Source organism: Paenibacillus caui (assembly GCF_019904135.1).
GTDB lineage: Bacteria > Bacillota > Bacilli > Paenibacillales > Paenibacillaceae > Fontibacillus > Fontibacillus caui.
The window spans coordinates 79,303-105,127 of the sequence record NZ_JAIOGQ010000010.1 but is presented as its reverse complement, the minus strand read 5'-3'; the positions used below and the strand labels follow the sequence as shown (position 1 = coordinate 105,127).

At 50.3% G+C, this 25,825-nt stretch carries 22 protein-coding genes, 1 pseudogene and 1 riboswitch; of the genes and pseudogenes, 19 read left to right on the top strand and 4 right to left on the bottom strand.

Features of this window, described 5'->3' with window-relative positions:
* Positions 1–57: 57 nt before the first annotated feature.
* Together K7397_RS08175 and K7397_RS08170 are read right to left on the bottom strand one after the other, a co-directional pair.
* Positions 58–510, bottom strand: a complete 453-nt coding sequence (locus K7397_RS08175; protein WP_223067452.1) for a DUF441 domain-containing protein — start codon at positions 508–510, stop codon at positions 58–60.
* Entirely contained in the window at positions 497–1,528 is a 1,032-nt protein-coding gene (locus K7397_RS08170) for a YpdA family putative bacillithiol disulfide reductase (RefSeq protein WP_223067451.1), read from the bottom strand. The genes K7397_RS08175 and K7397_RS08170 overlap by 14 nt, the downstream gene beginning before the upstream one ends.
* Positions 1,529–1,705: 177 nt before the next feature.
* On the opposite strand from K7397_RS08170, the gene K7397_RS08165 reads away from it, so the two are divergent.
* Both K7397_RS08165 and K7397_RS08160 read left to right on the top strand, forming a co-directional pair.
* A complete protein-coding gene (locus tag K7397_RS08165; protein ID WP_223067450.1) occupies positions 1,706–2,314 on the top strand; it encodes a DUF2087 domain-containing protein in 609 nt (202 codons plus the stop codon).
* Positions 2,315–2,437: 123 nt separating this feature from the next.
* The gene (locus tag K7397_RS08160; RefSeq protein WP_223067449.1) at positions 2,438–2,887 is read left to right on the top strand and encodes a DUF3939 domain-containing protein; all 450 of its coding nucleotides are present in this window, start codon (positions 2,438–2,440) and stop codon (positions 2,885–2,887) included.
* Positions 2,888–3,134: 247 nt separating this feature from the next.
* On the opposite strand, the gene K7397_RS08155 is transcribed toward K7397_RS08160, so the two are convergent.
* A complete protein-coding gene (locus K7397_RS08155) occupies positions 3,135–4,961 on the bottom strand; it encodes an APC family permease (RefSeq protein WP_223067448.1) in 1,827 nt (608 codons plus the stop codon).
* A gap of 150 nt (positions 4,962–5,111) precedes the next feature.
* A riboswitch (cyclic di-AMP (ydaO/yuaA leader) is annotated at positions 5,112–5,279 on the bottom strand.
* Between the two features lie 233 nt (positions 5,280–5,512).
* Between K7397_RS08155 and K7397_RS08150 the strand changes: the two genes are divergently transcribed.
* The 8 genes and pseudogenes from K7397_RS08150 to K7397_RS22180 form a co-directional block, all read left to right on the top strand.
* The gene (locus tag K7397_RS08150) at positions 5,513–6,721 is read left to right on the top strand and encodes an MFS transporter (protein ID WP_223067447.1); all 1,209 of its coding nucleotides are present in this window, start codon (positions 5,513–5,515) and stop codon (positions 6,719–6,721) included.
* Between the two features lie 136 nt (positions 6,722–6,857).
* Positions 6,858–8,096 carry an aspartate aminotransferase family protein gene (locus K7397_RS08145; protein ID WP_223067446.1) on the top strand — a complete coding sequence of 413 codons (1,239 nt, stop codon included), beginning with the start codon at positions 6,858–6,860 and terminating at the stop codon, positions 8,094–8,096.
* A 33-nt stretch (positions 8,097–8,129) separates the two neighbouring features.
* Positions 8,130–9,191 (top strand): zinc-dependent alcohol dehydrogenase, encoded by a 1,062-nt coding sequence (locus K7397_RS08140; RefSeq protein WP_223067445.1) that lies wholly within the window; start codon positions 8,130–8,132, stop codon positions 9,189–9,191.
* Between the two features lie 11 nt (positions 9,192–9,202).
* Positions 9,203–9,958 (top strand): HAD family hydrolase, encoded by a 756-nt coding sequence (locus K7397_RS08135; RefSeq protein WP_237690764.1) that lies wholly within the window; start codon positions 9,203–9,205, stop codon positions 9,956–9,958.
* Positions 9,959–10,543: 585 nt separating this feature from the next.
* Positions 10,544–11,296, top strand: a complete 753-nt coding sequence (locus tag K7397_RS21405; RefSeq protein ID WP_237690763.1) for a hypothetical protein — start codon at positions 10,544–10,546, stop codon at positions 11,294–11,296.
* A 695-nt stretch (positions 11,297–11,991) separates the two neighbouring features.
* Positions 11,992–12,681 (top strand): HAD family hydrolase, encoded by a 690-nt coding sequence (locus K7397_RS08125; RefSeq protein WP_223067444.1) that lies wholly within the window; start codon positions 11,992–11,994, stop codon positions 12,679–12,681.
* Between the two features lie 101 nt (positions 12,682–12,782).
* Entirely contained in the window at positions 12,783–13,574 is a 792-nt protein-coding gene (locus K7397_RS08120) for a lipid II flippase Amj family protein (protein WP_223067443.1), read from the top strand.
* Between the two features lie 111 nt (positions 13,575–13,685).
* Positions 13,686–13,811 (top strand): annotated as a pseudogene (locus K7397_RS22180) (MFS transporter); the annotation flags it as partial.
* Between the two features lie 159 nt (positions 13,812–13,970).
* Here the strand turns inward: K7397_RS22180 and K7397_RS08110 are convergent.
* On the bottom strand, positions 13,971–14,210 hold the full coding sequence (locus K7397_RS08110; RefSeq protein WP_223067442.1) for a hypothetical protein: 240 nt from the start codon (positions 14,208–14,210) through the stop codon (positions 13,971–13,973).
* 535 nt (positions 14,211–14,745) lie between these two features.
* On the opposite strand from K7397_RS08110, the gene K7397_RS08105 reads away from it, so the two are divergent.
* The 9 genes from K7397_RS08105 to K7397_RS08065 all read left to right on the top strand — a co-directional run bounded on the left by K7397_RS08105 (position 14,746) and on the right by K7397_RS08065 (position 25,806).
* Positions 14,746–15,066: a hypothetical protein gene (locus K7397_RS08105; RefSeq protein ID WP_223067441.1), complete on the top strand. Its 321-nt coding sequence runs from the start codon at positions 14,746–14,748 to the stop codon at positions 15,064–15,066.
* 13 nt (positions 15,067–15,079) lie between these two features.
* Positions 15,080–19,054 carry a type VII secretion protein EssC gene (gene essC / locus K7397_RS08100; RefSeq protein WP_223067440.1) on the top strand — a complete coding sequence of 1,325 codons (3,975 nt, stop codon included), beginning with the start codon at positions 15,080–15,082 and terminating at the stop codon, positions 19,052–19,054.
* A 14-nt stretch (positions 19,055–19,068) separates the two neighbouring features.
* Positions 19,069–19,902, top strand: coding sequence for a hypothetical protein (locus tag K7397_RS08095; RefSeq protein WP_223067439.1), 834 nt, complete (start codon positions 19,069–19,071; stop codon positions 19,900–19,902).
* A gap of 3 nt (positions 19,903–19,905) precedes the next feature.
* Positions 19,906–20,538, top strand: coding sequence for a hypothetical protein (locus tag K7397_RS08090; RefSeq protein ID WP_223067438.1), 633 nt, complete (start codon positions 19,906–19,908; stop codon positions 20,536–20,538).
* A 118-nt stretch (positions 20,539–20,656) separates the two neighbouring features.
* Positions 20,657–20,935, top strand: a complete 279-nt coding sequence (locus K7397_RS08085; protein WP_223067437.1) for a WXG100 family type VII secretion target — start codon at positions 20,657–20,659, stop codon at positions 20,933–20,935.
* A gap of 108 nt (positions 20,936–21,043) precedes the next feature.
* The gene (locus K7397_RS08080) at positions 21,044–23,098 is read left to right on the top strand and encodes a protein kinase family protein (RefSeq protein WP_223067436.1); all 2,055 of its coding nucleotides are present in this window, start codon (positions 21,044–21,046) and stop codon (positions 23,096–23,098) included.
* Positions 23,099–23,154: 56 nt separating this feature from the next.
* A complete protein-coding gene (locus K7397_RS08075; protein WP_223067435.1) occupies positions 23,155–23,907 on the top strand; it encodes a vWA domain-containing protein in 753 nt (250 codons plus the stop codon).
* A 12-nt stretch (positions 23,908–23,919) separates the two neighbouring features.
* On the top strand, positions 23,920–24,759 hold the full coding sequence (locus tag K7397_RS08070) for a hypothetical protein (RefSeq protein ID WP_223067434.1): 840 nt from the start codon (positions 23,920–23,922) through the stop codon (positions 24,757–24,759).
* 237 nt (positions 24,760–24,996) lie between these two features.
* Positions 24,997–25,806: an SDR family oxidoreductase gene (locus K7397_RS08065; RefSeq protein WP_223067433.1), complete on the top strand. Its 810-nt coding sequence runs from the start codon at positions 24,997–24,999 to the stop codon at positions 25,804–25,806.
* Positions 25,807–25,825 lie beyond the last annotated feature (19 nt).

Genomic DNA, 25,825 nt, shown 5'->3' with positions numbered 1-25,825 from the left:
TAAAAGGCCGCCGGGCAGCAAAAGCAAATGGATGCTTGCCCCGCGGCCTTATTCATTTCAGCCCCGTCCGAGAAACAGCGACAGTATTCCTGCAGCGATCAGCGGACCGACGGGGACGCCTTTGAAGAACGCGACGCCGATGATCGTGCCGATAAGCAAGCCGGCCACTACGGTAGGCTGGCCCGTCATCAGAGTGGCGCCGCGCCCTCCGAGATAAGCGACGAGAATACCGACGGCGATGGCAAGCAGCGACTTCCAGTTGAGGAAGGACTGCCATAACGTCTCGACAGGTATTTTGCCGCTTGCCAAAGGGGTCATTACGCCGACGGTTAGAATGAGGATGCCGAGCGTAAGGCCGTATTTTTCCAGAAAGGGAAACGCCGCTTGCAAACGGGTCACTCTGAGCAGAAGCAGAAGCAGAACCGCTACGGTAACCGGCATGTTGCTGCTGAAAATGCCGAGCGCCACCAGCAGGAGCAGCAGAAGAGACGTGACGTCAACTTGAGCCATGGGGAACCTCGCGAATGGTTGCAGGCTCTTCTTGGCCGCCGTCTTTAGACTTGATATGATTGGCGATAAGAAGACCATGTCCCCGGCCAGTCTCGATGAATACTTCATTGGCATTACGTCCGGAAGCCACCACACCCGCTACATACAGGCCGGGCACATTCGTTTCCATCGTCTCCGGATTGAACACAGGCTTATCCATATCCTCGGACATGGCGATTCCGGCTGCGGACAACAGTCCACGGTCAGGACGGAAACCGGTCATGGCAACGACAAAATCGTTGGGCAGCAGACTTAAGCTGCCGTTATCCAGCGATTCCACAACTATATGGTCGGGCTTAATCTCAACGATGCGGGAGCGGGTACGGGTTGTAATCCGCCCTTTCGTAACGAGGCTGTCGAACAGCGGCCTCACCCAAGGCTTAATGTTGCCGGACAAGTCATCCCCCCGGTACACGACCGTAATCTTCGCGCCTACCCGCTCCAGCTCCATGGCTGCATCCACCGCAGAGTTGCTGCCGCCGATAACGGCAACCTGCATGCCGGCGTAAGGATGGGCCTCGCGGAAATAATGGGTAACCTTATCCGATTCCTCGCCGGGAATGCCCAGCATGTTGGGGTGATCGAAATAACCGGACGAAACCACGACGTTCCGGGCTTTATGTTCCCGTTCCTCGCCGTGCCTGCGCCGGGTTTTGATCCGGAACGTTCCGTCTTCCTCTTTCTGAATGGATACCGCTTCTTCGTATGTATCGATGCGCAGCCCATAGTGCTCCGCGACTTTGCGGTAATAAACGAGGGCTTCGTGCCGGAATGGCTTATCGTTCGGAGAGGCGAAAGGAATATCGCCAATCTGAAGCAGCTCGGCCGTACTGAAGAACTGCATATTGACCGGATAAAGATAGATGGAATGAACAATGTTGTGCTTCTCAATAATCAATGCCGACAATCCGTATTTCTGGCATTCAATCGCAGCGGACAGTCCGCACGGCCCTGCCCCGATAATAATAACGTCTTCCATGTTAAGAATCCTCCTTGTACTAAACCTGACTGCAAACAATCATTCATGAAAAAGATCGTGTAATTATTCTATCGTATTGCAGAACATTTTCAAACAGCACGAGCAGAAGTTGACATGGAAATTCGATTTGAATATAATCTAATTAGATAATAATCTAATTTAGTGCGGAGGTAAAACATGCAGCTAGATAAGATGGTTGCTTACCATAAGGCAATGGGAGATCCCACGCGGCTCAGAATGCTGATGCTGCTCTCGAAGCAGGAGAGAAGCGGCCAGGAGCTGGCCGAACTGCTTCATCTGTCCCAGCCGACGATTACCCACCATGCGGCAAAGCTTCGCGAGGCCGCCCTGATCAAGGAGCGGCGCGAGAAGAACACGGTGTATTTTTCCCTGGATCGTTATTTTATCGAAAATGGAGCTTTAGCTTCAGTCAATGCTATTTTAAATCGAAAGGAAGGGGATCCTATGGAGGATTCGGCAGTGCTTACTAAGAACGAGACGATGAGAAAATCGGTACTGTCCAACTTTTTTGCCAAGGATGGCCGCCTGAAGCAAATCCCGTCCCAGCTCAAGAAGAAGGTGATCGTGCTGGAATATTTCGCACAGCAGCTGGAACCGGGCCGTAAATATGAGGAGAAGGAAATCAACGAATTTATTAAACGTTATCACGAGGATTACGCCACCTTAAGAAGAGAGCTTATCATGCATCAGTTTATGTATAGGGAGAACGGGATATACGAATTGAATCCGCAGACGATGTGGACTTCATGGCAGAATCTTCGGTAAAAACTCGCAAAATGTGAAAATTATATGAAGCTTTATCAGAGGCAGGATCCATATCAAGCAAATCGGCTATAATAATAGTGTAAGCGTTTTCGATTACAGTTTGGCGAAGGAGGTTTGGCAGTCATGCTGTTTTGGAACAAGAAACACAACATGAATGAACCCGTCGATGTTAGCCTTGAGCAAGTGCGGAAAGCCGTTTTGCAATACGAAGATGATATGCCGGGGGCGATTAACCGGTTGACGCTTGTCAGATCCGATGGAAGCCTTGATACGAGCAGACTGAAGCGGTATTTGGGCGGGAAGAGCAAGAAGAAATTTTATTTATCCAGAGAAACGTTTGAAATATTTGAAGAAGCCGACAAGGACATTCCTTATTATCTGGATCTTGTCCAGCTCGCGGTTGACGATTACGTGAATGAAACCGGCAAGGTTCCAATCCTGCCCGGATCGGTAGAGCAGGAAGTCGATTACAGAATACTGATGCAGGACCGGTATTTGAAGGAATTGCCTCCGCTTCCGCTGTACATGACCACCCAGGAGCTGATGCTTAGTCATCGTCCGCAGAACAGATAACGTGAAGTCACTGGAATTGAAAGCGGTTCCCAATCGTCTGGGAATTTATCGGAATCTTTTACAGGCGAAGCGGGATGCATTTTTGCATTTCGTGCTGTGAACGGATAAGCGAAGGAAGCTCTCTTTATGTATAAGCCTTAGAAAAGACAGAGTTCTGAAACATGACCCGCAGGATGGACACTTTGAAAAAAAGTGGCCGCCTTGCGGGTCATGTGTGTTTTTATCTAAGCGATTGGCTTTAGGTGACCTATTTCTTTAAGTGGAACGGTACCGTAGAGATTATCACATTCTTTCGATACAGCAAATGTGCGCGAATCAGTAAACTTGATTGGTTATGAAGGAAGTTATGCCAGCTCTTCTTGGGAATAAACTGCGGAATAACTACCGTAACCCGATAATTTGATTCGCTTGCCTTGCGCTCAACGGTGTCAATAAATTTACTCAGCGGCTGAATGATGCTTCTATAAGGAGAGTATAAAGTCACCAGTCTGACGTCAGGCTGCCATTTCGTCCATTTTTCTTCAAACGCCGCTTCATCTTCTCTTTCAAATGGAACATAAACGGCGATGATTTGATGTGGAGAAAGCGATTTGGCGTACTTTAATGAGTTCTCAACCACATGGGTGATACCGGCTACAGGAAGAATAATCACATTTCCTTCAATAGGTACATCCGGCATACTGGATGCCAGCCTGAGCTGGTCAGCAATCGCTTCGTAATGCTTTTTAATTCGATGAAACAGCAGGACAATAAGCGGCAGGAAGATCAATACGGACCAAACCTGTGTGAATTTGGTTAAAAAGAACATGATCGCCACAATAAAGCTTATCAGTGCGCCAGTAGTGTTAATAATTAACTTTGTGATCCATCCTTTGGGCTTTTCCCGAAGCCATTTCACTATCATTCCTGTCTGAGAGAGAGTAAAGGGAATAAACACCCCTACAGCATATAGGGGGATGAGATGCTCGGTTTGGCCTTTAAAAACAATGATCAAGAGGATCGACAAAAGCCCAAGAATGATAATACCATTGGAATAGCCTAACCGGTCTCCTCTGACTGTAAACATTCTAGGGATATATTTATCCTTGGCAAGATTTACTGCAAGCAAAGGGAAAGCGGAGTACCCGGTATTAGCAGCAAGGATTAATATCAAGGCTGTAGTTCCTTGTATGAAATAGTACATAAAGTTTCGTCCGAATGTCTGTTCAGCAATTTGCGAAACGACAGTGACATCTGCCTGAGGACTAATTCCATAATAATAGGCCAAAAATACGATCCCGGAAAATAAAAGAGCAAGTAGAGCTCCCATGGACATTAACGTTTTTGCAGCATTTTTAGGAGCAGGGTCTTTAAAGTTCGGAATGGCGTTCGAGATGGCTTCAACCCCGGTTAAAGCAGAACTCCCGGAGGCAAACGCTCTAAGAAGCAGAAATAAACTGATTCCCGCCACTGGCGTTCCTATAGGTGAATGCAGCTCAGGTGATACTTTTCCAGTTAATGTATTGTAAATTCCGACGCCAATTAATATAAATAACGCTAAAACGAATAAATAAACCGGGTACGCTAAGATGGAAGCCGACTCGGTTACACCTCTCAAGTTCAAGATCGTAATGAGTATGACAAATGCAACCGCAATGATTACCGTATAGGCATGTAAACTTGGAAAAGCCGACGTGATGGCATCCGTCCCCGCAGAGACACTGACCGCTACCGTTAAAATATAATCCACCAACAGCGAGCCTCCGGCGATTAATCCAGGAAACTTGCCCAGATTTTCCTTGGAGACGACATAAGCTCCCCCGCCTTGAGGGTAGGCGTAGATAATCTGCCTGTAAGATAAAATAAGCGCCGCTAACAAAATCAATACTCCGATTGCGATCGGAATAGAATACCAAAACGCCGCAGCACTAATTGTGATCAAGACCAATAAAATCTGTTCAGGACCGTATGCCACTGAAGATAATGCATCTGAAGAAAGAATGGCAAGCGCTTTGGTTTTATTTAGTTTCTGCTCACCTAATTCCGTGGATTTTAATGGCCTTCCGATCAAAAATCTTTTCAATAAAGCAAACACTGTAGTCACCGCCAATTTTTATTTGTAGATTACCCTGTAAATGACCTAATTATTGAACCGAAAAGAATCTTTCCTAAGTTGTTTAGTCATTACAGGCAAAACAAAAAAACACAGGGCTCGGGACCTGTGTTATTATCACCAGTTCACAACCCTCCCTCGAAATCAACGCTTACGAGGTTAGCTGCCGGATTCGGACGGTGAGAGTCGCCCTACCTGATCAGTCATCAGGATTCACCCCATTGACATATGCTGACCCTAAGCATACATCAATAATTGGTTCCCCCGCTTTCCTTGACGGAAATTAAGCGAATAAGAATTAAAGATCAATATTTTATATATTACGCTTACTGCTTCGAATTGTAAAACTTGCCACCAAGTGATATTGGTCATTCCAATATAAATTTTATCTGTATCCAAGAAGGACAACAGAATAATATACGGACGAATTTTTACATTTTTTATAAAATTATATATATATTTCCATAAAAATGGTATATTATAGTAAAAAAACAGCATTCATAAAAAAATACAACCTCATGGAGGGACAAGCCTTGAAGAGACTATTCGCTTTAAGTTGTGCTTTCTATCTGTTAATCGGTGTTACCAGTGTGATTCTTGGAGCATTACTACCCGTTCTGCTGTCTCACTATGGACGTGGCTACAGTGATGGTGGATTACTCTTGTTCCTGCAGTTTTTGGGGTTTCTTGCCGGCGTTCTGCTCTCCCCTTTTATGACTCTGCATATCGGCCGCAAGTCGATGCTAACCATTGCCTTGGGCAGTATCGCGGCAGCATGTATCGTCCTGGGCTTAATGCCTTCATGGACCTGGGTCGTCGTGATGGCCATCTGGATTGGCTTCGGTTCAGGAATCATTGAATCGTCCATCGGAGCGTTCACGATTGAGTTCACCGAGGAGCAGAAAGCCGTAGCCATGTCCAAGCTGGATGTCTATTTTGCACTTGGTGCGCTGCTCATTCCGGCGCTAGTAAGCCTTTATATCTGGCTTGGAATGTGGCATATAACCTTCTACTCCATTTCCCTTCTGACGTTTATCCTCGCGCTGTTCTGGCTTGCCATGCCTGCTTCCTCCTCTTCACATCTTACCCAGGCAGATATCCGAACCTCTGAGCGTTCTGTCGAACAAGCCCGGTACTCGGGAAAACAGCGTTTGTTGCTCAGGATCTTCATTGTATTCTTCTTTGTTTATATGGGACTTGAACTGGGGCTCATGAACTTCCTGCCTTCAATTTTGATAGAGACAGCGCAGCTTCGGGAATCCGTGGCGTCGCTCGGTGTCAGCATACTATGGATTGCAATGATCATCGGCCGCATGTTCTCAGGAAAGCTTGCTGAGTCATCAGGATATATTCCTTATCTGTTATGGAGCGCAATCGGAACCTTCTGCTTTCTGGCTGCCATGGCGTTTGTATCCAGCGAGTGGGCTACATACCTTCTGATTTTCGGTACAGGGCTATTCATGTCCGGGCTCTTCTGTATCGCCCTCGTTTATGCGAACGAACTGATTCCGGGAATGACCGAGCGCACCACCAGTATTTTGATCGCTTCGGGAGGCATTGGCGGTTCCGTGCTTCAATATGTAATCGGTTGCAGTATGAGCGAATGGCCAGTAACGGCTACCCTCTGGATTTTGGGGAGTTTTAATCTGATTTTGTTATTGTCGGTTATTCTCTCGCATCTGTGGAACGGCAATAGTAGCCGGATTGCTGGCTCTCTTGAGCATCAGGGCAAGGAAGGATGAGAGATGACTTTATTGTTAGGGGAGGTGAGGCCTGCGCATCATACTGCAACAGGACTGTACTTTATAAGGCGAACTTAGAGTTTAGAGAGAACTGTGCTTAGAGTGAAATGTAAATTCTGAAATGGAGGGAAAGTTTGTGCATACCTTAACCAAAGAACGTTTCAGATACGGAAAAGGCATTACTCTGATTGACGATTCAGGCAAGGAGTATTTGGATGGTGTATCCGGCACCTTTAATCTGTCGCTCGGTTATAATCACCCTCATGTCGTTACCAAAGTACAGGAACAAGTAGCCAATCTTGCACACATGTCCTCAACTTTTACCGAGCCTTACGTGGAGGAAGTCCTCGATCATCTGATCCAGTATACGCCGAATGGCATTGACGCCGGATGGATGAGAGATATTACCGGCTCCACAGCGAACGAATGTGCTGTAAAACTGGCCCAGAAGTATACCGGAGCAACCGATATCATTAGCCTGTATCTATCTCATCATGGACAGACCCAGTTCGCAACAGGCATATCCGGCAACGCCTTCCGGCGGAGGAAATTTCCCAACTCGGCTGCGCCAAACTCCCTTCATGTGCCCGCTCCCTATTGTTATCGCTGTCCGTTTAATTCTTCGCCTGACAAGTGTGGCTGTCAATGCGTTGAAGCCATATCGGATGCCATCGAATATGCAAGCTCGGGCTCTGTGGCCTGCATGATTATTGAACCTGTCCTGGGCAACGGCGGCAATATCATCCCGCCAGCAAAATATTTCAAGCAGCTCCGTCAGCTGTGCAATGAGTACGGGCTGATTCTGATCGCTGATGAAGTGCAGACCGGGATTGGACGGACAGGCTACATGTTTGCAAGCGAGCTCTTTGATATCCAGCCGGATATCATTACCCTTGCCAAGGGACTGGGCGGTATCGGTATTCCGGTTGCAGCGGTATTGATGCAGTCCAGGCTTAATGTTCTGGAAAAACACGAACACTCATTCACCTCGGGCAGCAATCTGATCTCGGTCACGGCTGCCAAATCCACCCTAGAGGTTGTGTCCGAGCCCGGTTTTTTGGAGGATGTAAGGTTCAAAGGAAAACTGCTTGGCACCCTGTTGACCGAACTGGCTGATAAGCACGATTGCATCGGGGAGGCTCGCGGTGTCGGACTGATGTGGGGACTGGAAATTGTCGGCGAGGGCGATGCCCCGGACACAGTCAAGTGCAATGGGATTATCGATCGTGCTTTTGCCGAACAGCAGCTGATCCTCAGAGGTTCCCGTTATGGTTACGGCAATGTGGTCAAAGTGAGACCTTCTCTTACGGCTACGGAAGAAGAGATTGTCGAAATTGTCAAACGGCTTGACGCCGTTCTGGCCACCTTTCACTAAACAATATGCCAAATAGCAAAAGGAGGACTATTTATGCTTGCACTGGTATACAAATCAGCTTGGGATGTAGTTCTTGAGGAAAGACCTGTTCCGGAGATTAGTAAAGATAACCATGTTCTCGTCCGGATTCGGGCTACAGGTGTATGCGGTACGGATCTAGGCATCATCAGCGGCAAATATCATGCCGTGCCGTCCACAATTCTAGGACACGAATCTGCTGGGGAAGTTATCGCTGTAGGATCAGCCGTTAGTGCTTTGAAGCCCGGGGACCGGGTGGTGATTGATCCGACATACTATTGCGGTCAATGTGATATGTGCCGGACGGGAAGACAGAACCATTGCACACATAAAGCCGTAACAGAGACAGGCGTCAGTGCTGACGGCACGTTCACCGATTACTATGTGACCGAGGACCGGTTTTTGTACAAGCTCAAGGACCATATCAGCTATGAGGAAGCAACACTGACCGAGCCGCTGAGCTGCATGCTGACCGGTATCAACCAGGTTCACCTGCTGCCGAACTTCACAACTGTCATTTTGGGCGCAGGCCCGATCGGGATTCTGTACAGTTATGCCCTTGCTTCCAAAGGCGTAACCGGATGTTTGGTCGACATCTCGGAGGAACGGCTCGCCATAGCTCATTCCGTTGCTCCCGAGCGATGGTCCGTGCACGCCACACTGGATTCGGCTATTCATGAGCTGGCACCCTTAAAAAATCAGGTAGACATGATTGTAGATACTACAGGCGTGGTCGGGACCAAGGTACTATCCCGGCTTACAAGTGGCGGATATCTGATGCTGGTAGGACTGAGAGACGGGACAAGCTCGTTCAATCCGAAGGAGGTCGTTGACCGCAGCCTCAAAATCATCGGCTCGATCGATTCCCTGGGTACGTTCTCCACGGCGCATTACCTGATTGAGCAGCAGATCGTTCCTGCCAAAAAAATCATTACCCACTCCTATCCGCTGGAAGACTATCATGAGGCCTTTCTGGCCCTCGGATGCAATATCAACGAGCGGACACTTCAGCCATCTTCACGGGCGATCAAGGTTGTGCTGCAATCGAGTGGCTCAAGAACTAAATCCAGATACTGACAAGGGGGAGAATGGACATTACAACCATTCAGGATGCACAGCCGAATAATGAATGCACACAAGGTCACTCCACTCCCGTACCGATCAAGGCAGTTATCTTCGATATGGACGGGGTGCTGGTAGACAGCGAACCGATTTATTTTGAGATCGAGCGCAACTCCTTTGCCCATTTCGGTGCGTCTGTGACGGAAGAAGAGCACCACACCTATGTCGGAGTGACCCTTGAATCCATGTGGCGCCAGGTGCTGGACAAACATCGGCTCCCCGATTCGTTGGAAGAGACGCTGGTCTATCACAAGGAAAATGTAATGAAGTCGATGAGCATACACGAAGGTCTTGTGGCGATTGCCGGACTGAAGCGTTGGCTGGACTGGCTGCTGGAGAAAGGGATTCCGGTTGCGGTGGCCTCCTCCTCTCCACGGGCGCTCATTGAGCTCATCATGGAAAAAACGGGGCTGGCCCGTTACTTCGACATTCGAATTACGGGAGAAGAAGTTTCGCAGGGTAAACCGGCCCCGGACATCTTCCTGTACGCCGCCGAGCAGCTTGGCATAGCCCCGGCCCATTGCGTCGTTATTGAGGATTCACGAAATGGTGTCCAGGCAGCCAAAAGCGCGGGGATGCGCTGTATTGGCTTTCACAACCCCGGCTCTGGCCGGCAGGACCTCTCCAGAGCCGATCACCGCATTTTCAGCTATGATGATCTGTGGGCGGTTAAAGAGAGCCTGCCGTTCGAAGCGCAGCTGCCTGCCAAAAGTAAGATATAAAATTAAAATGTACCGGAAGGCTCAGTCCTTCTATAGCCGTATTCATCTGATCCGACTTGAATTGGGATAGAAGACATTTGATAATGCCCCTTAATATATATACGAGAGAATTTTATTTATTATACTCTCTGTGTACTCTAAGGGGTATGCTTTGCATTGAGTATATATTTTATGTAGAGCTCATTTTATCCTCAATTCATAGATGCTGGACAGTGAAAAGTTCAACATAGAAAAATAACCCAATCAGGCGAAGATATGATATCCTAAGGTTTCCACACCAGAAAGGAGATCAATCGCTGAAGGGTTACGTCCATTAGTTTACCTCATTCCTTTGCGATTCTCCATACCATGCTAAAATATATCGATTCTATCTTGCATCACTTTCGTCCTTGCTTCTCCAGAGGAGCCGCTTACCATTGGTTTATTGTTGTCATCATCGGTCTCATGTTGCGTTCGGATCATTTGGGTGTGACTTCCATCATCCGGGATTAGTCTTTGCATTCCCGTTGTTACGAGAACTTGATCCATTTTTTTCGTTCATCCGCGTGGTCGCTTGAATCTCTACGGCTTACGTGGCTTCAGATCGTGAAACGAACGGCCCCACTGTCTTACGTCAACGGGATGGCCGTGCTTATAGGCGATGGGATGAAGCAGACCAAGGAAGCTCGCCGGATGCCCGGCGTCAAGAAACTTCATCAGGAGTCCGAGAATTCTTCCAAGGCGGAGCACATCTTCGGGCATCTTTTTGGCGCCATCGGCATTCTCATGAGAACGCCGCAGAAGTGGTTTTGCCTTCCGTTGTTCATGAACTTGCAGGATGGTGTGAAAACCATTTTCGGCTGGAGAGACCCATCTGAGAGGCAAGATTCTCATGTGGTGCAGATGATTGATCAAGGCTTTGCGGCTGCCAAAACATTCGGGAAAGCCTTGCTCCTGCTGGATCGTTATTTTCTGTCCGTTCCTGCACTGAAGCGCTTGAGCGAGTGGAACGCATCAGGAACGGCTCGGATGCACATCGTTACGAAGGCCAAGTCTAACGCTGTGGCGTATGAGCCTCCTTTCGTGACGAAGAAGGGACGGGGTCGTCCACGAAAAAAGGGAGCTGAAGTCAAACTGAAATCCCTGTTTCAAAGCCGTGCTGATGCATTTCAGACGGCCCAGGTGACGATTTACGGCAAGGAAGAAACCGTCCATTACCTGTGCCTGGATTTGCTATGGGGACAGGGGCTGTACCAGGAGTTGCGTTTTGTTCTGGTTCGGTTTGGCGACCAGCTGTCCATTCTGGTGAGCACCGACCTGACACTGGAAGCAACGGACATCATCCGCTGGAGCACGTGACGGATATGAGAAGGACAAGGAAAATATCCGGCTAACAGTCAAGGCCATTGAAGGCTGCGTCATGTACAGCTACATCGCGATGGGTCTGTTGCAACTGATCGCGGTCCGGTATTCGTCCTTGTTCCCAGTCTATTCTTCCGCTGCCTGAGAACGCCTTCAAAGACAATTGTTTCCGAAGCAACGGTCATGGTTTATTTACGTAAATCTATTTTTTGTTTGCTCACAACTCGCTTATCCATAACCCAAATAATTCAAGCCAAGCAGAAATTCGCTGATTGCCACGCTGATTCGCTGGCTTCTTAATGCTTAGAACTTTTCACTGTCCAGAATATAAATATCACGTTTAAAAACGTTTACATATCTATTATGCTTTTGAAAGCTTCAGTTTTCTATTAAATAGAATGTACAAAAGATTTTCACTTGCTTCTGACTCCCAATGATGGATAAAGTATAATAATGAAATCTATAGTTGAACTAAAGAACAGCATAGAGAACGGAGGAGATGGATAGATTCTGAAGAAGCGAAGAGTTCGCCTTTGTCCACGGATTTCTCCCTAGTTAAGGCCAATTCAAAGAAAATCCGGGGACAACAGCGATCGTAAGAACTATCCATCTTCGTAGTGACATATGATTCAATCATTTGTTCAACTTATATTGTAAGTTAATTAATAAATCAATTTTAAGGGGAAATAGAAATGCTTCTGAAAGGAATACTGTTTGACCTGGATAACACATTGATGGATCGTGACCATACATTCCGCAGCTTTGCCGAACAGCTGGTGCGCGAGCATTTGGGGCATTTATCCCCTGAGCAGCAGCGCGAGACGGTTCTCTATATGATCGAATCCGACGCCGACGGATACCGGCCGAAGGACGGATTTTTTCAGGAACTGCTGGACCGGCTTCCTTGGAGGCAGCCGATGGATATGGATAAACTGAAGGCGTACTATGAAGCCAATTACATGACTCATGCACAGGTCATGCGGCACGGGGTGGAATGCTTGCGGCATGTCCGGTCGCTTGGACTGAAGACAGGCCTTATTACAAATGGCGTTACCCGATTGCAGAACGGAAAAATCGATTTACTCGGGCTGCGCGAGCTTTTTGATGCGGTTGTCATTTCCGAAGAAGCAGGGATCCGCAAACCGGATGAGCGGATTTACAAATTAGCTTTGGAGAAGCTGGGAACGGCAGCGGAGGAGACGATTATCGTAGGCGATCATCCCGTCAACGATATTTGGGGGGCCGCACGCATAGGTCTTAAAGGCATTTGGCTTCGGCGCAACCACAAGTGGTCGGACGATCTGGACGGGGAGCCGTGGGCTTTTATAGACGAACTGGATGAAGTTGCGGACATTGTGGAACGCGAAATAGGAGCAAAATGATTCCCGTGAATCCTTTACATATATAGAGGATCAAGGAATGGGAATTGTTTCCTCCTGAAAATCGCCACAGGCAGGCGATTTCCCTGAAAGGATGAGAGAAAATGCTCAGCAAGCTGATCATTGTGTATGTGCTGACCATGATTATACATACGGCAGAGACGTTATCCTATTCGGTCCGGTTTGCCGGTGTCAAAGTAAATAAAATTGCCGTCGCACTGTCATTGACAGGGATTATTGTGCTTGTCTCCAGGACCGCAAATTTGATCCAGGCGCCGATTGCGGCAAAGTTTGTTGATTTTGCGAAACATCATCCGGACTTCTCGTTGATTACTTATTTGCGGGTGATTCTTCTGGCCGGCTCTGCCGGAACGCTGCTTGCGATGCTGCTGTTTCCTACCGCCGTAAATCTGTTCGGCAGGGTCATTGCCAAACTGGAGATTGCAGGCTCGCTTCCGAGGCTGGCGGCAAGCGTGACGATCGAACAGCTGAAGAATACAAGGCATTATGTCAGACGGCCTTCGTTTCATCCGAGCCAGTTCAGGGTGCTGGGTATTCCGAAGAGATTCATTGTGCTCAATGTGTTCGTCACCGCATTTTATACGGTTGGCGTACTTTCTTCGCTATACGCTGCGCACCTGCTGCCTGAGCTCAGTACGGCCGCATCGCAGTCATCGGGGATCATTAATGGAGCGGCTACCATCTTGCTGACGATTTTCATCGATCCGCAGCTCGGGTTAATTACGGACAAGGCGTTAAACAGCGAGGCGTATCGAAATGAGCTGGGGAAAATATATATGCTGCTTATGGGCTCACGCTTCCTCGGGACCCTTTTGGCCCAGGCGCTCATCGTTCCCGCAGCTTATTTGATCGGTGAGGTGGTCAAGCTGATTTAATAATGGGGGTGACACCATGAACTTCCAATGGAAAAGAAACCTCTTCGTACTAGGGTGTGGCGTATTTTGCGGAGTAACCTTTCTGTCCAGCGCCTGCATTGCTCCCTTCTGGGGTTGCTCACGGGATATGTGCCTTCAGCGATTGCCCTGGTCGGCACCAATACGCCGGAGAAGCATGTCGGGTATGCGCTCGGCATCATGGCTACGGCCAGCGCAGCCGGAAATATTGTCGGTCCGAGCTTGGCGGAATTAGGCTGCGCGAAGCGGCTAAGGAGAAAGAAGCTTAAACGTATCTGTAAGCTGCAGGAGAAAGAGGCCCACAGCACGGTATTTGATTACCGGTAACTGTGGGCCTCTAACTTCATTATGGCAGATGGATAATGGAATGATGCCTGATTAATAAAGGGACAACGCTAGGGAATCGAATTCGCTTTTGCTGTGAAGTATTGCTTCCGAGCCTTCAATTTCAATACTGATCAGAGAATTCAAACATTTTTGCAAAGCTTGCTTGCCGTTGCGGATCTTGTTATCCAGAGCGCTTGTCAAAAGCTTAAGTGTGCGCTGTACAGGTTGTTTGTTCTCGGTGTTGAAATAGACGGGAACGAGTTTGTTTTGAAAATTAATGACGATTTTCACTCTAATCACCTCTATATTTTTGAGATTCATAGGATCATTGTAAAGCTTCTTTCTTAAAACTAGCTTAAGAAAAAATAACAAATTGATTAATTCAGTAGGAAGCGGCAAACAGTCTCCTTTTTTGCTGTTCTTTACCCTTTCCCAAGAGAATTGAAGCGATTTCTCTTTTACAATTTATTAACGAATCTGACATGGTTATGGTTTCATTTTTTTTAAAAAATATAGAAAAATATTTAGGCCGCCGTTTTGCTTGTCCCCCGATTTCTCCTTAACTTAAGACCAATTAAAGAAATCCGGCGGGAGCACCGGCCTTAAAGAAAGATCCATATTCGCAGTGACACATGATTCAATCATTTGCGCAACTTATATGGATAGAGATTGATTTAGGTCAAAGCGGAAATTCTTACCTTGCGGGTTAAGCCAAACAGCCTATTTTTGTGGGACGTTTGTAATGGATTTACAAATTTGACTGCACGTTAGCAGGAAGATCAATGCTATTATAGGAGTGAAAGATTTGGTAAAGGACGTATGGAGCATGATCTTAACTTTGATGAACGGGCGCAGGAACGTGGAAGAATGTGATATTGAAGTTCCTGACCACATGACGGCAGGCATGTTTAAAGAGCGCTGGATCCGCGAATTCGCTGGTCGTGACGGGGCCGGGGGACCGCAAGCCTATTTATTGGAAGGTAAAGAAACCGGCGGAGGATGGTTTCCGATTCCGGATGAAATAGCCATACGCGACAGCGGATTGCAGGACGGGTCTTTTGTACGAATTAAAAATATATACAGCACAGTACAAGTTCCGGCACAGGAAGAGGCAAGCGTGCCATTGTTCCAAAGCCGGAACGATTAAAGGAGGGCAAGTTATGGGCTTTCTCTATCAAAGATCTCCCCGCATCATGCCCGAATTAAATTACAGCGAGCGCAGTTTGCCGGCGCCTCCGGCGAAACCGGCGGCTCGTTCTGTGGCAGGTTCCTGGTTTGCCTTGCCTATATTAGTGACGCTGGCTGGCACGGGGGCACTGGTTTATATGGGGGCAAGCAGCAGGCTGGCAGGCGGAAGCGATGTAGTGCTGCAGGTCCTGATTTCCTTCTGCATGCTGGTTTCTTATCTGATCCCTGTATGGATCTATGTTCATAACAAAAAAATGTACGAGAGAACAAACCGGCTGAGGGAATCGGCATATTTGGAGCTGCTGAAGCAGGTAGAGCAGGAACTGGCCGAAGAAGGAGCCAAACAGAGGGGAATTTTGCTGCAAGTACATAGCGATTTTGAGCGCTGTGAAAGCGTGGTGCGCCGACGCTCCCCTTCCCTTTGGGAACGATCTCCGCAGGACAACGATTTTCTGTCGCTGCGGATCGGCACCGGCGAGGCGTCTTCTGCTATCACCCTGCGTCTTCCGGACGTCCGGCCCCAGGAAGCGGATGAATTGCTGGAACAGGCGCGGGTCGTTGCGAACAAGGCGGCTTTCGTGCCGGATTGTCCCATTGCCCTGCCGCTGCTGGAATCCGGCGTGATCGGGATTGTCGCAGGGAAGGGGAGCGGAGTCAAAGCGCTTCGGGCCCTTATCATACAGTTAACTGCCCGTCATTCGCCGGACGAAGTGCTGCTCTCTTCGTTTTTTAAAGAGGAAGAGAAGGAGGAATGGCGGTGGATGCGCTGGTTTCCGCATTTTTGGGATGAGCATCATTCTTTCCGCCGCATGGCTTGCTCCGATGGAGACAGGCAGCAGCTCTCCGAATATTTATATAGTGAGCTGACGCTGCGTTTGAATCGTTCCTCCGGGGAATGGAAGCCTGCAAGTTCGGACCGTGCAAGACATGTGGTTCTGCTCTCGGATGCCGGAGTGCTGGAGAATGATCCTCTGTACGGTGTATTGACGGAATATGCGGAGCAAATCTCATTACATACGATTATATTGGCGGGTTCTGTGGACAAGCTGCCAAGACAATGCCGGCTGATCATTGAGTGTGAAGAAGATCAAGGGACCTACACGCTGAAAAAGAAAGACGGGGGCCTTATGCGCAGGGCGTTCCAACTGGACCAAATTTCGCTGGAACAATGCGATCATTTTGCCCGTTTGATGGCCAAAATCAAGCTGAAGCATAGCCAGGGGGCGGCTTTGCCGGAGCGCATTTCCCTGCTTGAGCTGCTTGGACAGGAGCGTGTCGAAGAGTTGGATGCTGTCACACGTTGGAATGAAAGCCGTCTCCCGCTGGAACTGCCGGTCACGATCGGGATACGGGCGGGAGAGAAGCCGTTTGTGCTGAATTTGCATGACCGCCTTGACCTTGGGGCACACGGTCCCCACGGCTTGATTGCAGGAACAACGGGGTCTGGTAAAAGCGCCCTGCTCCAGTCACTCGTCGTTTCGATCGGGGTGAATTATCATCCGCATGATGCTGCATTCCTTATGATCGATTACAAAGGCGGCGGCATGTCGGGAGCCTTCCGCAGTCTGCCTCATGTGGTCGGTTCGCTGACGAATCTTGACGGAAAGCTGGTCGAGCGCGCCAAATCGGCGCTGCGCGCAGAGCTTGTCACCCGCCAAAAGCGGCTGAAGCAAGCCGGCGGGCTGGAACATATCGATGAATATTACCGGCTTGGCGCTCCGGGTGGGCCACTGCCGCATTTGTTCGTTATTGTCGATGAATTCGCGGAGCTGAAAAGCGATTATCCCGATTTTATTGAAGAATTGATCAGCATAGCGGCTATCGGCAGAACGCTTGGACTGCATTTGATACTGGCAACGCAGAAACCGGCGGGTGTAGTTGACGATAAAATATGGAGCAATGCGCGGTTCCGTATCTGCCTGAGGGTAGAGTCGGAAAGCGACAGTCGTGAAATGATCAAAATTCCGGATGCGGCCTGGATTTTGGCGGCCGGCAGAGGATTTGTGCAAGCGGGACCCGAGCTTCTGGAAGAGGTTCAGTTTGCCTGGACCGGCGCGGAGTACAATCCGGAGCGTTCTTCTGCTGGCGTCGAGCAGTCCATTTTCCGCGTATTGCTAAACGGAAACAGGGAAGCGGTATTGCAGCAGACCAGCGCAGTTTACAAGAAGGGGCTGAGGAACAAACTCGCGCCAAAAGAACTGGAAGTGTTAACCGTATATTTGAGAAAAGCCGCCGAAGAACAGGGGATCGCCAAGCTGAACGGGCCATGGCTTCCGCCTCTGTCTGAATCGCTGAGCTTGTCCGAACTGCCCAAAGCCGAGGTGGGCGATCAGCTGACGGCCTATGTCGGTTTGGCGGATGATATTCAGGGGCAGAGGCAATTTGCGGTTCCTGTCCGCCTTAAGGACGGTCATTTTGCGCTGTATGGCATGCCGGGTTCGGGCAAAACGACTTTTCTGCAAACTTTTTTGATGTCGCTTGCCGGAGGCCCGGGGCTTTCCTGGCATGGTTACATCATTGACATGGGACGAATGATGCAGGGGTTCGCCGAGCTTCCCCAGGTCGGGGCCGTCATAACGGCGGATGAAAGCGACCGGATCGGCCGATTGTTCCGCTTTTTAAAGAAAGCAACCGCAGAGCGCAGGGAACTGCTCGCTGCGGCGGGAATCAAAAACGCGGAAGATTACCGGAATCCGTTTGGCCGCAAGCTTCCCGACATTATTGTGCTGATTGACGATTATCACGCTTTTAGAAACAGGTATCCTTACGAAAGCGAACAGCTGGACGAGCTGCTGCGCGAGGGAGGAGCGGCAGGCATTCGATTCCTGATTACGGCTGGAAGATACGGGGACATCCCGGAGAAAACCCGCAGCTCCATTTCCCAGACTGCCGCGCTTGAGTTGGGTGATTACGGAGATTATTTTTATGCGGTTGGCAGGGTCTCGGCTCCGGCCGGCCAAATGGTACGCGGCAGGGGTTATATGAAGGGCCATCCTCCGGTTGAATTCCAGACCGCCTTGCCTGTTGGCGGAAGCAGTGAATACGAACGTGCCGAGAGGCTAAGGGCTGAAATTGCCGGAATGGACCGGAACCGGAAGGGGGACAAGCCTGCGCGGATTCAGGCTATGCCGGCCAAGGTCAACCTGAGGGAGCTGCTTCCGGTCGGCAGGCTGCAGGTCCAGAAGGCCGCTGCCGTGCCGGTGCCTGTCGGCATTGCGGTGGAGGACCTTGGGCCGATACAGGTTCGGCTGGACAGCGGGCCGCATTTTATTGTCGGTGCTCCGATGGGCGGGGGAAAAACCTCGTTTCTCGAGTCCTGGATATTGTCGCTTGCGTGGCATATTCCTCCGGCAAGACTTGGCGTGTATATGATTGAAGCCCGCGCGCCGCAATCTGGAGCAAGCAGTCTTACGCAGCTCTCTTCGCTGCCCCATGTACGGGGTCTCGGAACTGGAGAAAGCGGGGCAGCGGAAATCATCAGTCTGCTGGACGAGGACATTCGTGAGGCGGGAGCCGGAAGCGATCAGATGACGAGATTGCTCGCTATTGACGATGCCGATCTGCTGTCAAAGCGGCTGACGGATTTTGCCGTCAAAGACAAATTAACTGAGCTGGTCAGAAGAAGCAGGGAATGCGGGCTTCATATTGTGCTTTCAGGGATACCCGCAGATTTCCCGGGCTTTGGCTCCGACTGGTTTGCGGAAGTGAAAGCTTGCCAGGCAGGATTTGTACTGGGTACAAAGGACCCTTCCGATCTGGCTGCTTTCCGGATCCCGCTTAAGGAATCCGCGAGTGAACCGGGAGAACTGCCCGTACTTCCTACCGGAGAAGGATTTTATGTGAACAGGAGATATGAAAGAATGAAAGCAGCGGTTCCTTTTGACACCGTATGGACACCTGATGTCTGGATCGCACGAGTGTGCGACCAATGGGAAGTGAGTGTATGAAGGGAGGTAACCGAATGCTGACAACAAAGGATTTGCGAGGGACATCGGTCAATCTGGAGACGAAGGAGCTCTTTTTTCTGGCCGGGATACTGGGCTCGGACCGTTTGCTTGGCGTTGAAGATCCCTTTCTTGGTTATTTATCGGATGAGATTGCAGACGAATGGGAATTGGTCAGGGAGTCGCTGCTGAACAAAGGCTATTTGACCAACGAAAAAAATAGTAACGAGCTTTCCATGACACCCGAGGTATTTGCAAGAGTAGCTATCGCCGGCTTTGCCGAGCGGGCCTGCTGGGTTCGATATGAGCATGATTCGGAAGCTTTTGAAGGTTATCTCCACATTACGAATGAAAAGGTGGTGGAGGTGGTTAGGGAAGCGGGTTCTGAATCCGTCTATTGCCTGAAGGAGCTGGGCAACGTCAAAGAGGCGTCCGGCCTGCTGGTTGAACGAATGAAATGGAGAGCTGACTCTCCTTCCGATCTTCCCGCACTGCTGTTGTCCAGAAAGAAATTCAATGAGCTGTACGAAGCGAGCCAAAGTATGGATCTTGAGCAATTAAGCACTGAACTTTCGCAGTCTACCGGGGACGTTGAAGCCTCCTGGGCGCTCGCCAAATGCTTGAAGGAACGTACCAGCGAGGGAGAACTTCAGCTGTCGATCTGGAACGAGGAAGGCTGGGAGAGCCAGGGAGCCGCTTTCATTGTCGGACAATCGATGAATTGGTTAATCCGGATGAGCATCAGGGATGAAGAAGATTGGCTGGTTGCCGCTCCAGCTACAAGAAAACAGTTTCAGGATATGCTTTTGCTGTGGCTTGAACAGCCACCCGAGACAGATGAAAGGGGATAATTCATGCGTATTAGTGTTGAACCCGAGCAGCTGCGGACGGCGGGCAGCGGCCTGCAGCGTTCCGCGGAACAGCTCCAAGATATTGCCGAGCATCTAAATCGGCTGCTTACTTCTTTCAGTCAGGATAATGAAGCTGCTTGGGGAGCCGTTCAGGTAAAGTGGGAACAGGCTCGCCGATTGTCGGAACAGATCGGCAAAGAGCTGTATCGTTTGGGGGAAGGCCTCAAAATACGTTCGGCTTCTTTTGACGAGAGCGATCGCGGCTTTGGAGCTTCCATTTCCAAAGGATCGGTTTCATACGGGCCTTCCTCCATGATGTACCGGACGCTTCATCTGGGCACGGATTCCCTGATTCTTCCGGCTACCCGCTTCTCGCCGGGGGTTATTTCCAATCCAAGATCTGCTGTAGACGCGGTTCGCCGCGAAAGACGACTGGCCGAGCAGGATCATGAAATCTCCTTCACCTCAGCCGGCAAGGAGCAAGCTGAGGGGGATCCGGTTTTGTCCGGTGCGGATAGCAAAATGCTGCCATTTCCGGGATTGTCGAGAAAAAGAGCCGCCGGGCGGATGATTCTCAGGGAAGCGGCTATGAATCCAAAGGCCTGGATCTTTACCAATCCGGCAGCAGGTCTTTAGTCGCTAAAACTCCAAATGATCTTCGGCGGACTACTGATTCAGCGGCAATCATTTTGGGTAATTTTTCATGATACTCTCCATTTCGTTCGCTTTGTAACTTTATGAAGGGAGCAAGTCTATGGCTGGAAGAATCACGGTTAGTCCGGAACAAATCGAGGAGATGGCGCGGCAGTTTTTGCAAGGCGGAGAGCAAAGCCGTCAAATTATTGCCGGATTGACCCGTATTGTACAAACGATGGAGCAGGATTGGGAAGGCTTGTCGAAGCAGCGCTTCTTTCATGAATTTCAGGAAGCGGACAAGCAGATGCAGGCTTTCGTTTATATGCTGGAATCCATTGGTCAGGAACTGGCGGCCATGTCAAATAAATTTCGCAGTATTGATCAAGGTCGTTATTAAACGGCTGATGGAAGCAAGAACCGGGCGGTCATGTCCGGGTACATAATGAATAGCATTGGAGAGCGGACCAGGTGATGTCCGCGCCAAGAATAGAAAGAGGGACAAGGAATGGCTTTTAACCCCAATCCGGGAGACGAAATTCAGATTAACGGAACAGTTTACAGAATAGGAACGCATCCTGCAGCTCCGGGACTGGCTTATGCCCAGGCCGGGCGTCAGGGCGTAGTCTATCAGCTTGTTCCGGCCACCGGAGAAGCGGCGCAGTCCATGGCCCTCAAGATTTTTTTGCCAAAATTCCGTATCCCGTCACATGTGCATTTGTCGCAAACGATGGAAGGATACAGCACGATCAGCGGTCTTAGGGTGTGCAAGCGCGAAGTGCTCACGCCTGAACGAAACGGCGAGCTCATCGCAAAGTATCCGGATTTGTTGTATGCCGTCATCATGCCCTGGATTCATGGAAGTACGTGGCTAGATCTCCTGGCCGGCGGTGTGGCCATGAGGCCGAAGGACAGTCTGGGCGCTGCCCGTTCCCTGGCATTGGTAGGTTCGGCAATGGAGCAGAGAGGAATTGCCCACTGCGATTTGTCGGCGCCGAATGTGATGTTTTTGACGGAAAGCGGCGGCTATGCGGTGGAGCTTGTAGATGTCGAGCAAATGTTCAGTCCGCGGCTCGATCCTCCGGATTTCTATTTGACGGGCTCTCCGGGGTATGCATCCTATCAGTCGGTTCAAGGGGGGGCCTCCCCATGGAACGCTTATGCGGACCGGTTCCCGGGTTCCGTTATGATTGCCGAGATGCTGGGCTGGTGTGATGAAGAAGTACGCAAGGCAGCATGGGGCGAAAGCTATTTCGATCCTCAGGAAATTCAAGGCACAGGTTCGAGATACCGGGTGTTGACCGAGCGAATCGAGCAGATATGGGGAAAAGAGCCTGCCGAGCTGTTCTCCCGGGCCTGGAACAGCCAGGATGCCAGATCATGTCCTACATTCGGGGAATGGGTCATGGCGCTGTCGAAAGCGGGCGATTCTTTAGCGGCGCAGGAAGCCGCGGCCGCAGGTGAACACCCGGATCAGGCGGAGGCGGATTTTGCCGGCAGGTTGCCAAGCATGTCTGCAGCGGGACTTGCAGCGGATTTGGAAGACAGCGACAATGCTGCGGCAGCTGTGGATACATCGCAATACGGCAATGAAGCGGAAGCAGCCTCAATCATGGAGAAAGCCAGACGGATTGAAAAGGGCGATAGGGCCAAGGCGCTCGAAACTTACCGCGCTGCCCTGCAGAAGACGGAAGAAGGAAGCGTGCTCCACATGGAGATCGCGGCGGCTGTTTTTGAGCTGGAACGGCAGATGGTCCCCGTTTCCCCGCCGAATACAGAATCTGCAGCGACAGCGACTCGGTCGTTCGCCCGAAAATCCCGAGTATGGGTAGGGGGAGCGGTGATCTTGGGTGTGCTGCTTATTGCGGCAGCCGTCTTTTTGCTTGCGGATAGCGGGGCGAAGCATACCGAGGCGACGGGAAGCAGCCAGACCGACGAGACCGCGGCACCTGCAGAAAGCTTCGCTTTGGCGAGTGAGGAAGATCGGCAGCAGGCGCTTGCCGAACAAAAGAAGCATGAAGAGGCTGGAAAGGCAGAAGAAGCAAGAAAGGCGGAAGAAGCAAGGCTCGCGAGAGAAGCCGAAGCGAAGAAGCAGGCCGCCGAGCAAGCTGCTAAGGACAAGCAGACTGCCGAGAAAGCAGCGCTGCAGAAGAAATATGAGCAGCAGGCGGCGTATAACCGCTATTTAGTCTGGAAGCAGGACAGGGATACCCAGCTTGCTCAGGAGAAAGCCGCACAAGAAGAGGCTGCCCGCAAGGAAGCTCTCGAGCGAGAGCGCCAGGAAGCAGAGCGAGAGCACCAAGAAGCAGAGCGAAAACGCAAGGAGAAGCAGCTGCAGAAGGTTCGCGACCAGAAGATCGTCAAGATGATTGCTTATTATAATTCCGCTTATAATGCCCAGAAAGCCGGCAAGATTGACAAGGCAAAAACCTATGCGATGGATTTCCTGAACATATACAATACAGATGCCCAATATTTTGTGAAGACCGGGTCCATAGGCAAGCGGGTTGGCCATATCTACCGCTTCGTAAAGGACACGTCGTATGAGCTCCCGGACATTTAGGATGAGTTTAGACAGGGGTCTTGACACCATAGGTTTCAGATAAGAAGGAGACAGGAATGACTTACACGGTTCAAGCATCACAGCGCACACCAGCGCTGATTATTTATCTGATTGATATCAGCGCTTCAATGAATATGGTGATGGAAGGCAGACGGCGAATGGATATTGTCTATGACGCCCTGTCGATGGCGATTCGTCAAATGGTGTTCCGTTCCACCAAAGGCAACCGGCTGACGCCAAGATATCGCGTGGCTATTTTGGCATACAGTGATGAAGTCTACGACCTCCTTGGCGGGGTCAAAGGAATTGACGAAATAGCCGCCCTCGGAATGCTTCCTCAGTTGTCGCCAAAGCGGTTCTCGGACAGTGCGAAAGCTTTTCTACAGGCCGAGAAAATTTTGCAGGATGAGCTGCCGGATATGCAGGACTGCCCGTCGCCGCTGGTTTGTCATATGACAGACGGCGTATACACGGGAGAGGACCCGCTCCCGGTTGCGCAGCGGATCATGGAAATGGGGGTTCCCGATGGAAAAGTGCTCATTGAGAACATTTTTATATCCGATCATGTGCTGGAGAGTCCGATTCCCGAACCAAGACGCTGGGGCGGCATAACACGGCAAACCCGGCTTTACGATGCCCACGGAGAGAAGCTGCGCCAAATGTCTTCTCCTCTTCCGGCAACCTACCGTGAAATGCTGCTGGAAGCCGATTATCAGCTTTCCCCGGATGCATTGATGATGCTGCCTGGAAACTGTGCGGAGCTCGTATCGGTCGGATTCCAGATGTCTGCGGCGACTCCGGTAAGGTAGGGGGACCTTGCGATGAAAATGTCTTCTTGGCGGACCAGTCATGAATCCTACGATTCTGAGCCTTTGGTTTGGAGGAGCAGACAGGATCGCATTCAGCCTGTCACTTCATGGAGGAACCGGAATCTGACCTGTCGGTACGCTTATAGTCCGTCGGCGGACAGTTGTTCGCTGGGTGAGCCCGGTCAGGATTACGGGGCCGTTGCAGCTGATGAGCAAACGGTTCGTTTTGTGCTTTGTGACGGCGTTTCGCTCAGCTACCGTGGTGATTTTGGGGCGCGGATTCTTGGGGAGCAGTTGTTACGCTGGCTTCAAGAGCCGCCGGGAACAGATTTGAATCAAATTCAGGAACTGCTGGTAAGAGTATCTCAAGAAGCGGCAAAGGGCTTGAAACGTCTCCATTTGCCGGACGATTTGCCTCCGCTTGTTCGCGAGGTGCTCTTGGAGAAACGGAAACAGGGAACGGAAGCCATGTTTGTGTGCGGCCACATTAGCCGCCCCAGGCAGGGCAGAGCCGGAAGACTTTGGCTGCTGTGGCAGGGCGATATAAGAATACGTTTGTGGAACGAGGACGGAGAAAGCCGCCTGATTCCCGCAAACAAATTCCAAACCTCGGAAAGATGGTCAAGCCGGCCTGAAAACTCCGGCATGCTGCCCCATCTGTATACCGGTCGTCTGGACCGTTTGGGCAGCGGAGGGCTTATCGTATATAGCGACGGACTGCAAACGCTGGATATGAAGGAGCTTCCGCTGAGCGGGCGGGATTTGGAGCAAGCGCTGCAGGCGGAGCAGAGCGGAGGGCTTCAGGACGATGCTTCCGTGCTTGAACTAAGCTGGAGCGGCGCTGCTCCGTAAACCTGGGAATCTAAGAATAAACAATGATGAAACTTTCAAAGATGAACCTTTTGGCAGATTCGGAGCATATCCGGTCTGTCTTTTTTATTCGCCATAACAGGTTCAAATTTCCATTTCACTCCCCGAAGGGTTAAGCAAATACACTTTTTGGGTAATACTGAGTTAGCGGGTGTACGATTAAGGTTAAAACCGCATGGTCTTGAATAGAAATGTAAATCTAAAGAAGGAGCGTGGCGTATGTCGGATATTCAAGCCAAACAGCGTCTTCGTTTTCAGGGAAAGACGGCAATTGTAACGGGCGCAGGTTCCGGAATTGGAAAAGCTACGGCGATCAAGCTCGCAAGAGAAGGCGCCAAGGTTGCGCTCTTTGACTTGAACGATGAACGGATTCGTTCTACCGAGCATGAAATTAATGAAATCTTCCGCGGTGAATCAAAAGCTTTTGATGTGGATGTGTCCGATGCGGCCAGGGTGGAGAAGGCGGTAAACGACGCTGCCCAATTTTTCGGGAGTCTCGATATTTTGTTTGCAAACGCCGGCATAAACGGCACGTGGGCGCCCATCGAAGACATGCAGTTGGAGGATTGGGAACGGACGCTGCGCATCAACCTGAATGGAACTTTTTTGTCCCTAAAATATGCGATCCCGCACCTGAAAAAAAAGGGAGCCGGCAGCATTATTATCACGAGCTCAATCAACGGACTCGATCGCTTTGCTGGATGGGGAGCATCCGCATACAGCACGACCAAAGCCGGGCAGGTCGCGTTTGCCAAAATGGCCGCCCTGGAGCTGGCCAAGTTCAAGATTCGCGTCAATGTCATCAGCCCGGGAGCGATCGCGACCAACATCGATGAAAGTACAGAATTGAGCGATGAGCTTAAAGAGATTGTCATTCCGGTCGAATATCCGGAGGGCAGCCAGCCGCTGGCGGACGGACCCGGACAGCCCGAGGACGTGGCCGACCTGGTCTGCTTCCTGGCGTCGGATGAAGCAAAGCATATTACGGGCGCCCGGATCCGGATAGACGGAGCGGAAGCCCTGCTGTAAGCAGGCGGATTAAAGCCGC

What these genes read in the sequence shown, in the direction of transcription:
- K7397_RS08175 (WP_223067452.1), bottom strand. Translation starts at nt 510, where the DNA reads ATGGCTCAAGTTGACGTCACGTCTCTTCTGCTGCTCCTGCTGGTGGCG.
- K7397_RS08170 (WP_223067451.1), bottom strand. Translation starts at nt 1,528, where the DNA reads ATGGAAGACGTTATTATTATCGGGGCAGGGCCGTGCGGACTGTCCGCT.
- K7397_RS08165 (WP_223067450.1), top strand. Translation starts at nt 1,706, where the DNA reads ATGCAGCTAGATAAGATGGTTGCTTACCATAAGGCAATGGGAGATCCC.
- K7397_RS08160 (WP_223067449.1), top strand. Translation starts at nt 2,438, where the DNA reads ATGCTGTTTTGGAACAAGAAACACAACATGAATGAACCCGTCGATGTT.
- K7397_RS08140 (WP_223067445.1), top strand. Translation starts at nt 8,130, where the DNA reads ATGCTTGCACTGGTATACAAATCAGCTTGGGATGTAGTTCTTGAGGAA.
- K7397_RS08135 (WP_237690764.1), top strand. Translation starts at nt 9,203, where the DNA reads ATGGACATTACAACCATTCAGGATGCACAGCCGAATAATGAATGCACA.
- K7397_RS08125 (WP_223067444.1), top strand. Translation starts at nt 11,992, where the DNA reads ATGCTTCTGAAAGGAATACTGTTTGACCTGGATAACACATTGATGGAT.
- K7397_RS08120 (WP_223067443.1), top strand. Translation starts at nt 12,783, where the DNA reads ATGCTCAGCAAGCTGATCATTGTGTATGTGCTGACCATGATTATACAT.
- K7397_RS08105 (WP_223067441.1), top strand. Translation starts at nt 14,746, where the DNA reads ATGATCTTAACTTTGATGAACGGGCGCAGGAACGTGGAAGAATGTGAT.
- essC (WP_223067440.1), top strand. Translation starts at nt 15,080, where the DNA reads ATGGGCTTTCTCTATCAAAGATCTCCCCGCATCATGCCCGAATTAAAT.
- K7397_RS08095 (WP_223067439.1), top strand. Translation starts at nt 19,069, where the DNA reads ATGCTGACAACAAAGGATTTGCGAGGGACATCGGTCAATCTGGAGACG.
- K7397_RS08090 (WP_223067438.1), top strand. Translation starts at nt 19,906, where the DNA reads ATGCGTATTAGTGTTGAACCCGAGCAGCTGCGGACGGCGGGCAGCGGC.
- K7397_RS08085 (WP_223067437.1), top strand. Translation starts at nt 20,657, where the DNA reads ATGGCTGGAAGAATCACGGTTAGTCCGGAACAAATCGAGGAGATGGCG.
- K7397_RS08080 (WP_223067436.1), top strand. Translation starts at nt 21,044, where the DNA reads ATGGCTTTTAACCCCAATCCGGGAGACGAAATTCAGATTAACGGAACA.
- K7397_RS08075 (WP_223067435.1), top strand. Translation starts at nt 23,155, where the DNA reads ATGACTTACACGGTTCAAGCATCACAGCGCACACCAGCGCTGATTATT.
- K7397_RS08070 (WP_223067434.1), top strand. Translation starts at nt 23,920, where the DNA reads ATGAAAATGTCTTCTTGGCGGACCAGTCATGAATCCTACGATTCTGAG.
- K7397_RS08065 (WP_223067433.1), top strand. Translation starts at nt 24,997, where the DNA reads ATGTCGGATATTCAAGCCAAACAGCGTCTTCGTTTTCAGGGAAAGACG.